At 55.0% G+C, this 12,568-nt stretch carries 8 protein-coding genes and 1 pseudogene; 7 read left to right on the top strand and 2 right to left on the bottom strand.

The window, feature by feature from the left end; translation table 11 throughout:
• Positions 1 to 182: 182 nt before the first annotated feature.
• From SGBXF1_RS06960 to sseA, 4 genes are all read left to right on the top strand, one after another.
• A complete protein-coding gene (locus SGBXF1_RS06960) occupies positions 183 to 1,403 on the top strand; it encodes an SrfA family protein (protein WP_186428040.1) in 1,221 nt (406 codons plus the stop codon).
• Entirely contained in the window at positions 1,403 to 4,348 is a 2,946-nt protein-coding gene (locus SGBXF1_RS06955; protein WP_186428474.1) for a virulence factor SrfB, read from the top strand. Before SGBXF1_RS06960 ends, SGBXF1_RS06955 begins: the two co-directional genes overlap by 1 nt.
• Positions 4,345 to 6,567 carry a virulence factor SrfC family protein gene (locus SGBXF1_RS06950; RefSeq protein WP_186428039.1) on the top strand — a complete coding sequence of 741 codons (2,223 nt, stop codon included), beginning with the start codon at positions 4,345 to 4,347 and terminating at the stop codon, positions 6,565 to 6,567. The genes SGBXF1_RS06955 and SGBXF1_RS06950 overlap by 4 nt, the downstream gene beginning before the upstream one ends.
• 204 nt (positions 6,568 to 6,771) lie before the next feature.
• On the top strand, positions 6,772 to 7,617 hold the full coding sequence (sseA, locus tag SGBXF1_RS06945; RefSeq protein WP_061806994.1) for a 3-mercaptopyruvate sulfurtransferase: 846 nt from the start codon (positions 6,772 to 6,774) through the stop codon (positions 7,615 to 7,617).
• Here sseA and SGBXF1_RS06940 read toward each other — a convergent pair.
• Positions 7,614 to 8,483: a LysR substrate-binding domain-containing protein gene (locus SGBXF1_RS06940; protein ID WP_061806993.1), complete on the bottom strand. Its 870-nt coding sequence runs from the start codon at positions 8,481 to 8,483 to the stop codon at positions 7,614 to 7,616. The two genes, sseA and SGBXF1_RS06940, sit on opposite strands and share 4 nt — an antisense overlap.
• Before the next feature lie 105 nt (positions 8,484 to 8,588).
• Between SGBXF1_RS06940 and SGBXF1_RS24020 the strand changes: the two are divergent.
• From SGBXF1_RS24020 to SGBXF1_RS06925, 3 genes and pseudogenes are all read left to right on the top strand, one after another.
• Positions 8,589 to 8,675, top strand: a pseudogene (locus tag SGBXF1_RS24020) (DUF4865 family protein); the annotation flags it as partial.
• Between the two features lie 120 nt (positions 8,676 to 8,795).
• The gene (locus tag SGBXF1_RS06930) at positions 8,796 to 10,013 is read left to right on the top strand and encodes an FAD-dependent oxidoreductase (RefSeq protein ID WP_186428038.1); all 1,218 of its coding nucleotides are present in this window, start codon (positions 8,796 to 8,798) and stop codon (positions 10,011 to 10,013) included.
• 215 nt (positions 10,014 to 10,228) lie between these two features.
• Complete coding sequence (locus tag SGBXF1_RS06925) at positions 10,229 to 10,741, top strand: GNAT family N-acetyltransferase (protein ID WP_130379719.1); 513 nt, start codon at positions 10,229 to 10,231, stop codon at positions 10,739 to 10,741.
• A 3-nt stretch (positions 10,742 to 10,744) separates the two neighbouring features.
• Here SGBXF1_RS06925 and acpA read toward each other — a convergent pair whose 3' ends face one another.
• On the bottom strand, positions 10,745 to 12,460 hold the full coding sequence (acpA, locus tag SGBXF1_RS06920) for an acid phosphatase (protein WP_186428037.1): 1,716 nt from the start codon (positions 12,458 to 12,460) through the stop codon (positions 10,745 to 10,747).
• Positions 12,461 to 12,568 lie beyond the last annotated feature (108 nt).

Here is a 12,568-nt window from a genome sequence, read left to right as displayed (position 1 = left end):
AGTCAAATTAACCGTGGCTGCCGCACCGAGAACCGGGGTCAACCTTGTCAATAACGGCAAACTCATGTGATAGAGGAAAAAGAAACGTAGTTTTACGCCTGTCTTCATCCGTTTGACCGCTCACGCCGCGGGTTACCATGGCTGTTTGCACGTTTTAGCAGAACAGGACAAGGTTTTTTGCCGTGGTGAAACCCTTTTTACGCAGTGGCAGTTTAGATGATGTGCTTGCATTGGGCGAGAATGGGCAACCGGTTTATGCCTGCGCATTGCAGTTGCGAGAAACATTACGCATTCGCCAACAGCAGCAAGCAGCCGATTGCCTGGCAATCCCGCAGCCGAACGAAACGGGCACCCGCATTGACTGGTATTCTCCTTTTCCGGGGAAAGTAACGTCTTGGCTGGCAGCAACTGATGACCAACGTACGCAGGCCGTGCATCTACTGGAACAAAGCCTGGAAGCATTCCGTTCATTGATCGCCCAGACACAGGCTACCGAGCACCCCAGCCACCGTTTGTTTGGCGCATTGTTGACCAAAGCCATGCAAATTCCCGACTCACAGCATGTCTATCTGGTCGATGGCAAACCGGTCCTGACCTTTTGGGGATTTATCAAGCCACACGCACAGTGCCAGGATGACCCCTTGGCGTGCTTACGCCCGGTTGACGTTGCAGAAGAAAAACCGACGCCAATTGCCGCCACACCGCGTCCCACAGTGATACCCACAGCCATACCTGTGCCGGAGCCTGCACCAGAGGTCGCGCCATCGGTCGCCGTCACGCCTGTACAGCCACGCCGCCGGTGGCGTCGCTATGCGTGGATTTTGCCTGCGCTGATGGTAATTGCCCTGCTGGCCCATTGGATGACCTCCCCGAGCGCCCTGCCTGCCCCCGTCCCCGTGGCGCAGCAACCGGCACCCACTGTTCGTATCGCCGTGCCCGCGTTCAAACTGCAACTCCCATTAGCCCATGCGACGCTGATGCCGCCACCGCCTGCCCCCGTGCCCCTACCGCCAGCAGACAAAAATTCGTTAGTGTTGCCCGCCGACTCGGTCAAAGCCGGATCAACGCGTTTTCTCAACGGCCAGTGGCGCGCGACCGTGGCACTGAAAGATCCCCTCACAGGCAAACGCCCTAGCCTGCAATATCGCCTGAACGGCGGCAAAGGGACGGCAAGAATTACCTACGGTGATGCCATCACCTGCCGAACGCCAGTGGAGGCCGGGCTGATGCAGTCTGGCAATCTGGTGATCAATAGCCGTACCAAAGCGCGCTGCAGCGACGGCAGCCGCTACCAAATACCGGAAATCGTCTGCAAGCAAAACGAAACCGGGCCTGCAGAGTGCACCGGTCGCTACGATGCGGACACGGTCTATCCCATGACGTTAAAGCGCGAGAGTAAATGATGCTGGCACCCCTGGTGGATTACAAACAAGCCATTACGCTGATTCAGGACAGTGGCATCCAATTTATGGACTTTGCCCTGACGCCGATATTGGATGCCGATTTTCCCGGCAAATTCGTCCGTCAGACGGCAAGCGGCCCGCTTCTGCGTCTACAATGGGATGCCGATACAGGCAAGTACCTGTTACCCGCCCAGCCAGGACAAGCTCCTGAGGTGGTGCGTCCAGAGTTCAGTTTTCCCCTACAGCAATCACTGCAACTGCTGAATAAAATCTGGCTGCCTCTGCCTTTCTTTCGTTGCACGTCATCTGGTGCATTTTTATCCGGGCCTGATAATTGGGCTCGAATGCAGATCGTCTTGCTGGATGCGCCCGATCAGGACGGCAACCTGCTGCGGGTCGTCTTTGCCTTTGATACCCAACTCGTTCCGGCGGGACAGGCGGCCCTGGGCCCAAGCGAAAGCGATCTCAATACTGGGCTCAGCTTCTCACTGGCCCACCGTAACCATGAGTTAGGCGAGTTTCTCGATCTGACCTGGATAGACAGTTGGTTGCGTGAAGTATTTACTCAATGCGCGTCCAGTCTGGAGGCGCGCACCGAAACAGACATATACGCCGGACTGAAAACCTTCGAATACCAGGCGCATTACCTCAACGTATTGAATATGTTGGGTAATCAGCTAACCGTTCCCCGAATAAAAATCATCGGGGAGACACCACAGCAGCCCGCAGTCAACGTGGACGTGATTTTGGATGTCGGTAATTCCCACACCTGCGGGGTGTTGGTCGAAGATCATCCGCAAGAAAATAACGGTTTGAAGCAAACCAATGAATTGCAGTTACGCTCATTGTCCATGCCACATTGCGTTTACAGCGCGTTGTTTGAGAGTCGTGTCGAGTTTGCCCAAGCCTCATTTGGCAAACAACACCTCTCTTTCCAAAGCGGACGCGATGATGCCTTTACCTGGCCTTCAATTACCCGTGTCGGCCACGAAGCCATGCAACTGGCTCAGCAACGGGAAGGAACCGAAGGCACCACCGGCATTTCCAGCCCGCGCCGTTACCTGTGGGATGAAGAACGCTATGCGCCCGGCTGGCGCTTTAACTGTAAACAAGAACCTATGGCCGCCGCAGCACCATTGACCTCACTGCTCAACGACGAAGGTTTGCCGCTGTCCGGGTTACCCGTAGAGGCACGACTGCCAGTTTTTGCTGCCCATTATAGCCGCAGTGCGGTCATGACCTTGATGCTGACCGAACTGCTGACGCAGGTGCTGATGCAAATCAACAGCATCGCTCAGCGGCTTAAAATGCCGAACACCTCCGCACCGCGTCGGTTGCGCACCATCATCCTGACACTGCCTTCAGCGATGCCCAAACCAGAGCGTGAAATTTTCCGCCGCCGCATGCAGGAAGCCATTGGTCTGGTATGGAAAGCCATGGGTTGGCACCCGCTGGATGCGCCATTCAACGGCGACAACACACGCGTGCCCGTACCTCAAGTACATATGGAATGGGACGAAGCGACCTGTGGCCAGATGGTTTATCTGTATAACGAAACTCAGGTGAATTTTGCCGGCCGTACTGACGCCTTTTTTGCCGCAATGGCCAGGCCGGACCGGCCAACAGAACCTGGAACGCAACCGGGAAAAATGCTGCGTATCGCCTCCATTGATATCGGTGGCGGCACGACCGATTTGGCCATCACCCAATACGCACTGGATGATGGTGTTGGCAACAACATTAAAATCAATCCACGTTTGTTATTCCGCGAAGGATTTAAAGTCGCCGGTGACGATATTTTGCTGGATATCATTCAACAGTTTATCTTGCCTGCCGTACAGCACGCGTTCGAAAATGCCGGGGTCACCGCAACCCCGGCGATAATGGACAAGTTGTTTGGCAATGAAGGCCGTATAGACGGGTTTTCAACGCTGCGTCAGCAGGCCACGCTGCAAATTTTCATGCCTGCCGGGCGTGCATTACTGAGCGCTTATGAGGATTACGATCCGCTGGACGCCCACGCGGAAATCGCCACCAGTTTGGGTGAGTTGCTGCCACAGGCCCCAACCTCACAGGTACTGGCGTTTATCAACGGTGAAGTTCAGCGCGAGTCCTCGGTCACTGCCTTCGATATTCTACAAACCCCGCTGGTCATTCGCCTGGGGGCCTTACACGCAGCCTTTCTGTCCGACAGGATCGGCATAAACCACTGTCTGCGCCTGCTTTCCGAAGTTGTGGCGTTGTACGCCTGCGATGTGTTGCTACTGACCGGCCGCCCGGCGCGTTTCCCGGGGGTTCAGACGTTATTGCGTCACCTGCAACCGCTTCCTGCCAGCCGAATCTTGCCGTTAGAGGGATATCATACACGCAGTTGGTACCCCTTTAATAAGCGTGGGCGTATCGATAACCCCAAATCAACCGCCGCCGTGGGCGCCATGCTGTGCCTGCTGGCGATCGATCTGCGCCTGGAAAGTTTTTATTTTAACGTCGGGGACTTCCAGCCCTATTCCACCATTCGCCATCTGGGCATGTTGGATAGCAATAACATGCTGGCGGACGATAATGTCTACTACCGCGATATCGATCTGGATTGCGCAGACTTTTCGCTGGATCCTGACAAATACTTTCAGCTGCGTGGCCCCCTGCGCCTGGGATTCCGCCAATTAGATAACGAACGCTGGCCGGCATCGCCACTGTATACACTCACTATTACCGACCCGCAGCTGGCACGTAAACTGGCTGGCGATGCAGTCATCAACCTGCGATTAGCGATTACCGGCAACGATGAACAGGGTGCCGAAGGGGTCAACATCGCCCAGGCTCATTTAGCCGACGGAACACCTATTCCCGCACATCATCTGCAATTAAAACTCAATACCTTGGCTGCTAGCGCCTCTGGCGCAACCCATTATTGGATCGACAGCGGGAGCATTTATCAACGATGAAACCTATCAACTCCGGCGGGCCAGAGCCGATAAACAGCCTCGGTAACAGCATCATACAGGCGATTGACTGGGTAGCCAGCACGCGGCAGCAATCCACGCGCCTGAACAGAGAAGCAGATAATCTGACGATTCGCCTGCGCCGCTGTCACAACCGTGCCAGACAGTTGGACAACGCGATGCATCACCGCGTTGGCATAGGCCTCTATGGCCATAACGCCGCAGCCAAAGCCCATTTATTGGCCGCACTGGCTCCCGGTGCCACACCCTTGACCGAAGATGTCACACTGACAGTGCGTTATAGCGCTTCCGGCCCTCAGTCCCCCGCTTCTTACCCTGTTGCCATTTCCTTGCTTAATGAAGCGCAGGTGATTGCCATGATGATCAGCACCGCGGTTATGGGCGGTTTTCATCCTGACTGGGACACGCGCGCAGTGGCCGCGCATCTTGCTGCATTGGAGCGCCACCGCCAGCCTATGGTTATCAACGGCCTGGACAGTAACGCGGTTGTTGCGCTGTGGGACAGCCTTCGTCACCAGAGTGGCAAATGGCAACAGACACTGGAAAAACACTTCTGGCCCCAGGCCATCTTACTGGCGCCGTATCTGAGCGTGGATGACCGTGCCAGACTGTTTGCGCCGCTCTGGGGCGAGGATCCTGTTCTGACAACCAGCTATCGGCAGTTGGCACATGCGCTGCACGATTTGGGTCACTGTGAACGAGTACAGGCGCCACGTCAGGTATTGCACCCAGAGAGCGGCATACTGCATGCCGGTATGATGACGCCCCCTACCGAAGTCAAACTTAGCGTACTGACGGAAAAAGGTGACATGGCGGGCATTGCACTCACCGATCTGGCTTGGTTGGCAGCAGAAGTGACAACCACATTGCCGCAGAGAAAAGGCGCCGGGTTGCCAGACGACGTGGAATTGCTTGACCTGCCGACCAGCAGCCGATGCCCAAGTGCTGAGCTGATAGAGCGCATGCAGCAGGCGAAGCGTGCCAACCTGCTGATTCTCGCTGCCGATAGCCTGCACGCTAACCTGCTACTGGTTACCAATGCAGCCAACACGCCGCAAGACGCTAGTCGGGCAGGCAACGCGCTGGCCTACTGGGTCAGACAAACCCAAGGTGAAAACACAGGGGTACGCAACCGCAGAAAGCCGGGCTTAATCTGGACTATCACGGCATTCGACTCACGCCAAGAGGGGAAATTGCGACCAGACGATGCCGTTCAACGCTATGTCGGTGAACCGGGCGAAAGTTGGGCCACACTGCTGGCAGTCGATGAGAGTGATTGCCATCGTATGGTGGCGTATCTGGCCGCACAAGCACGCCCGTCCTTGAAGCGTGACTGCGTTTTGGCGCAGCAGCAGGAGCTGCGACGCGAACTCACGGAGAGTTTACTGGGCAATTGGCTGCGCACAACAGACCCGCAGTTAACGCACCAACGTGCCCAACACTTACTGCGTGCGCTCCAGTCGCAAGCGGGCGTTCACGGCGAACTGCTCGAATGGCTGCTGCCGCGGTCCAATACGCTGCGTCAGTTATATGTGCAACAACAGCACAGCTTGCCCGCCCCCGTAACATCAGCCTCGCCGTTCGATGAGGAGATCGATCTGTTTGGCGACGGGAATATGACCTCCGACACACCAACAGAACCTAGCGGTTCCCCCTTTGCTCAACGGGTGTTTGCCGATTGGGTGAATCACCTGCGCACCCTGCCCGACAATCCTCAATTGCGGATATTGCTGGGCGTCGGAAAACAGCATCTGGAGATACTGGTTGATGCATTGATCACGGCCGCTTGTCGGTTGGAGATGGCTGAATCGCTAACACGTGCGTTGTCTGCCGGGTCCTTGCCGGAACAAGGCGAAGATCGGCAGGTGAGCCAAGCGCTAGCAATATTGGGGGATTTCGTCACCTGGTTAGGTTTCCAGCAACGCGAGGCGGCTTTACGTCCTGCCAGCCGGATTAATCACGGCCAACCGATCTTTTCCCCGCCGCCGCAACCCGCTGTTAACTGGGGTAGCCAACAGCGGTTAGCCAAACTGGCACCGACGCCGGCAAGAAATACGGCATTTTATATCTACGATTGGCTGATCGGCCTTCAGACACTGATATCTGAGAATGAAGTGGCCGAGGCGAACAGCCCACTCGAAGAGACCTCACATGCGGCCCTGGCCGCCATTGTTGCCACGTTACGCGCTGAGGCAGCCTGATAATTTTTACTGATGGATCACATCGCCAGAACGACAGGTGTCCATCTCGTCATAGTGGAAGTCGCATCTTTGTTGGCTACGTTTATACGCCCCCAGTTACATCGTTATCTCTGTTTCTGAGGGCGTACAAACCTGTTGCCGTGATGCAACGCCAAAGATTTAGGGTATAGTAAAAAACCGTTTCACCACAGGCGAACAATAACGATGAACTCTCCGTTTCTGGTTACTCCACAATGGCTTGCGCAGCACATCAACGATGAAAATCTGGTCGTCGTTGATGTCAGAATGTCTCCTGTCGGTCTGGTGCCGAAAAAAGACATGCTCGCCGAGTTTGAACGCGGCCATATACCGGGCGCGGTGTACTTTGATATTGATAACGTCGCAGACAAGAATACCGATTTGCCGCATATGCTGCCGACCGCAGATGAATTCAGCGCAGCGGTGGGCAAGTTGGGCATCAACGAACAACAGACCATTGTATTTTATGACGAGGGCAACCAATTCTCTGCCCCGCGCGGCTGGTGGACTTTCCGCAACTTTGGCGCGCAGCAGGTTTATGTGCTGGATGAAGGTTTAAACGGCTGGATAGCACAAGGCCAGGCATTGGCAACCGGTACTGCACAGCGTACGCCGCAAACTTTCAAGGCCCGTTTTAATGCGGATGCGGTAGTCAATATGCAGCAAGTGGAGCAGGCGCTGAACACTGAAGTGCAAATTCTTGATGCACGTGCCGCTCCCCGTTTTTACGCCGAAGCGCCGGAACCCCGCCCAGGCCTACACCGCGGCCATATTCCCGGCAGCATCAACATTCCTTACGGCGAACTGCTGGAAAATGGCCGTTTCAAATCGCTGGAAGCGCTCAACAAGACCTTCACCGATAAAGGGGTGAATATCAATGGCCCAATCATCACCAGCTGCGGTTCAGGCGTAACCGCAGCTGTGCTGGCCTTCGGCTTGTTATCCCTTAATGCACCGCAGGTGAAACTCTATGACGGCGCCTGGAGTGAATGGGGCGCACTGAGCGGCAAACAGCCGATCGAACAGGACTAATTCTGGATCCGATCGGCCACGATCTGCGCTAAGCGCTGGATTGCACCAGACGGATGATCTTCCGCGCGGTGCAGTACGACACCTAGCGCGTTTAATGACGGTAACGTACCGGGCGGCAAACGGGATAATCCCGACGGCAGCCCGGCATCGGTACGTACCGTCACCCCCAATCCTGCACTGACTGCTGCCCAGACACCGTTCAGGCTACGACTGGTAAAGGCAATACGCCATGGGATACCGGCGCGATCCAACGCCAGTGTCGCCGCGCTGCGCATCAGGCAAGGGGCATCAAACATCACCAGCGGCAATGGTTCGTCTCCCTGACGCCAAGACGCCCGTTCAAAATGGGGTGACGTTATCCAATGCATCTGCCGCTGTCCCAGCATCTGATGAAACGGCGTGCTAATACCTCCGTCCCACGCCAGTGACAAATCTAACTGCCCTTTCAGCACCCAGTCGATCAGTTCGGCATTGCGGGCAATACGCGCTTCAATGCGTACCCGTGGATGTGCCCGGGCAAAACTGCCCAAAACCTGAGGCAAAAAGGTTTCACCGAAATCTTCCTGTAGCCCCAGGCGTACAGTCCCTTGCAGATCCAGCCCGCGTACCGCAGCAGCAGCTTCATCATTGAGCTCCAGCAATCGGCGGGCGTAGCCCAGTAATGTTTCACCGGCTTCCGTCATTACCATACCGCGTCCGGCCTTCGCCAGGATCGGCGTCCCCACCTGCTGCTCCAACTTTTTAAGATGTGCGCTGACTGCTGAGGTTGAACGCCCCAGTCGTTCTGCCGCCTTAGCGAAGCTGCCCAACTCAATGCCGGTTACGTAACTGCGTAGATCGTCGAGATCGAAAGTGACTCGCCCCATAATGACCATCCCGTTTTTCAGAACCATGAATCAAAATAATGCCGATTTTACTGATAAAGATGGCGTGCGATGCTCACCCGGTCAACCGCTTTCAGGAGAATCATCATGCTTGCCATGCAATACAGTTTCACCCTGCCCGCAGATTACGATATGAACATTATCCACGATCAAATCGCCCGTATCGGCGACCTTTCTATACCCTTTGACCACACTGTGCCACGGGTTGACAGCCATGGCTGATATTGATAATCATTATCAATAATAAGTTTTCAATTAGGGTCTGCCGGATGCGGCCCCTTGAGGTCAGCCACTATGTCACCATCACTGATTACACCTTATGTCACCCGCTGCTGCATCGTTGGCGGCGGCCCCGCAGGGCTGATGCTTGGCTATCTGCTGGCGCGTGCGGGGATAAACGTGATGGTGTTGGAAAAGCACTCCGATTTCTTGCGTGATTTTCGCGGTGATACCATTCACCCCTCAACGTTAGAAATCATGCACCAGCTTGGCCTGCTGGAAGAATTACTGGCACTGCCCCACCAACGTGCAGAAACACTGCACGCCGAAATAGCCGGGCATGATGTTCGGCTTGCGGACTTCACGCACCTACCCACACGCTGCAAATTTATCGCTTTTATGCCGCAATGGGAGTTTCTCAACTTTCTGGCAGAAAAAGCGGCTGCATTTCCAGCATTCACGCTGATCAAATCGGCTCAGGTACATCAACTGCTGTACGACCGTGGCGAGGTCTGTGGCGTGCTGGCGGATACACCGGAGGGACCGATCCGCGTCCGCTGCCAATTAGTGATCGGCACCGACGGGCGCAATTCGGTGGTGCGTGAACAGGCGGCTCTCAGCAGTCGCTCTTTTGGCTCTCCGCGCGACGTGTTGTGGATGAAGCTCGCTAAAAAACCCGGTGACCCCGCCTGGTCGATGGGTCACACCGGACCAAAGCAAAACTTTATCATGATCGACCGGGGTGAATACTGGCAGTGCGGTTATTCGATCGACAAAGGCAGTTTTGAAGCGATCCAACAGGACGGGCTGGAAAAATTTTTGCTGCATATCGCCAAAGTTGCCCCTTTCCAGGACCATCGCTTGCAGGAGATCCTTAGTTGGGATCAGGTGAAACTTCTAAGCATTCGTATTGATCGGCTCGATCAGTGGGCCAAACCAGGTGTGCTGTGTATTGGTGACGCCGCGCACGCCATGTCACCCATTGGCGGTGTCGGGGTTAATTTGGCGATTCAGGATGCCGTCGCGACCGCCAATGCCATTATTCCTCCGCTACGCAACCAGAGCTTGCAGTTAAAACACCTGTTGCGTGTGCAACGTCGCCGTAATTTCCCCACGAAGGCCACACAGTTCCTGCAAATTAAAATGGGTCAGCGCAGGCCAAAAAAACGCCGCGAACAGGGTGGAAAAAACCTGATGATGCGAGTCGGCAACAGCCGCTGGTTACCCCGTTTATTTGGGCGGATTATTGGGCTGGGGTTCAGACGGGAAACACCAAAACATCTTGCTGAATAATTGTCCCCCCATCCTGCATGCCACGGTTGGACATAGCTTCTGACGTTCACAGCGCCCCCTATACCTTGAAGAATTTTTGATGGGCGCGTCCTTTCACGTCATACTCCCTGCGGGATAAAAATATCGCGCATGCTTTGCGTTGGCTAATCTTTATCAGCAGCAGTCCGTTCCCTTCAGGGCAGCAACCGTTACTCATTTTCCCCAAAGAGGTCTACATGTTCAGCATCCGCCAGGCTTTGAGCGGTGATTTAGCGCAGGTTCGCGACGTGGGTATCAGCACCTATCAGGCCCATTTTGGCGAACTTTGGCACCATAAAGCGGAGTTGGACGCTTTTCTGGCGCAAGATTTTGCAGTTGAAGCACTGGAGAAAACGCTACAGGACCCGGATGTGTGCTGGCTACTCGGGTATGAAGGCGAGAATCTGGTGGGTTATGCGCGGCTGAATTTTGACAGTCTGCTGGCCCCTACCCAAAACCTTGGCGCAGAGCTGCAGAAAATCTATTTCCTGCCGGAATATGCCGGCCGGGGTTATGGCCAGCGTTTTTTTGAACAGGTGCAGCAACGGGCGCTAGAGCGTAAGCAAGACACTTTCTGGTTGGAAGTGTTAAAGCGCAATACCAGCGCCCAGCGTTTTTACCAACGCCAGGGGCTGAGTATTTGCGGTGAGACCTGTTACACCAGCGCCCAAGGCTCCATCGGCATCTGGTATATGTCTAAAGCGCTGTAACCACTAGCCCGGAAACGCCAACGCGCCGGTCAGATCCCCCAACGTTTTTTGACTGCGCGCCGCCATCGCCTTATCGCGTTCTGCCAGCCCATCTAACGGCGGCAGATCAAATACCCGGCTGATTAAACGCAAGATCGAGCCGGTGTCATAGATTTCATGATCAACATAGCCTTTGCGGGAAAACGGTGAGACAACCAATGCCGGGATACGTGAGCCAGGTCCCCAGCGATCGCCCTGCGGTGGTGCCACGTGATCCCACCAGCCACCGTTCTCATCAAAGGTAATCACCACCACACTGTTGTCCCACTGCGGCCCATTACGCAGGCTGTTAATGATATGGGCAATATGGCGATCACCAGCTTCCACATCGGAATAACCGGCATGCATATTAAGGTTGCCCTGCGGCTTGTAGAACGCCACTGGCGGTAACGTACCTGCTTCCACGGCGGCCAAAAATTTATTGCTGGCAACTGAATCGCCAATACCCCCGTCACGCAAATGCGCTTCGCGGGCCTGCGGGTTAGCCGGCCCCAGGTTTTCAAAATAGTTGAACGGTTGATGGTGATATTGAAAATCCGGTGCGCCGGGGAAATCGCCCTGATCTTTGCGATTATCCAACGCGTACTGCCAGCCGCCGGCATACCACGCCCAGTCGATCCCTTTTTGGCTCAGTAAGTCGCCAATGTGGGGGTGTTTCTGCGGTGGCATGACGTTCGGCATAGTGGCATCTGCCAGTGTCGGGTCTTTCTCATCCTGAGTCCACGATGGCCAGTACGGTGGTGCCATGGTATTGACCGCATAACCGTCCGGTGTCAGCAAGCTCTTGCCAAACAGGGGGATACCAAACGAGGCGCTGACCGGCGAGTCACTCAGTGGTTTCAGGCGTGAGTCCGTCACGTCATCACTTTCGAGCTGGGCAATACCCTCTTTGGCTATCGAGTTTTGTACGTCGGGGTAAAACGGTGGGCGAGCGCAGATCAGATACTGATGATTGAGGAAAGAGCCACCAAACGCGCCCTGGAAAAAGTTATCACACAGGGTAAATTCCTGAGCCAAGGTCCACAGTCGCAGATTGTAAGCACCGTCCCCGTAATAGCCCATGGTTAAGGCGCCGGAATCGGCCCAAGCGACAAACTTGTCGTTTTTACCTCCGTTGATTTGCATCTGGTTTTGATAAAACACATGCCACAGATCGCGCGTTACCACACCGTGCGGCAGGTTTTCGCCCTGTGGCCCGATCAACACAAAAGGCTGATTCGGCAATTGTGTCGTGAATACCGCATTTTCGTCGACTTTGTAGTTAACATGCCCGACTTCTTGCGCTTTTGGCACTAATCCCTTCCAGATTGGCGGCAACGAATCCAACAGGCGATCATCACGATCACGCTGCTGGTATTCTTCAGGCTTGAGTGCCGACAACGGTTTTTCTACCCCAGGAAAATTGGCAAACAGATTGTTGAAGCTGCGGTTTTCGGCATAGATCACCACCACATTTTTCACATGGCGTCGCAGCAGCGCGTTTTGCGCATTGGCGGGGAGCGTGTTTAACAGCACTTTTTTGTTGCCGTCAGCCGCAGCTCTGGCCAACGGCGCAATGGAAGCCCCCACCCCTAACGCCGTTGCACCTGCGAGGAAACGCCGACGCGCCGGATTACTCGGTTGCTGCTCCTGCTCTTCTGCTGCCGACGGTGGCAGATCCTTATGCGGTTTATCGTTCATATGTGTTCCCTCGCAAATTTTTAACTTATTGATTTGTTATAAATTTATTGAATAACCTTTATGCTATGGCACAACTATGAACGAAATGTGACACAACTCGGCAGGTTA

This window comes from Serratia grimesii (assembly GCF_900186025.1).
Classification (GTDB): Bacteria; Pseudomonadota; Gammaproteobacteria; order Enterobacterales; family Enterobacteriaceae; genus Serratia; species Serratia grimesii.
The sequence above is the reverse complement of the archived record's forward strand: the minus strand, read 5'-3'. Positions and strand labels throughout refer to the sequence as shown.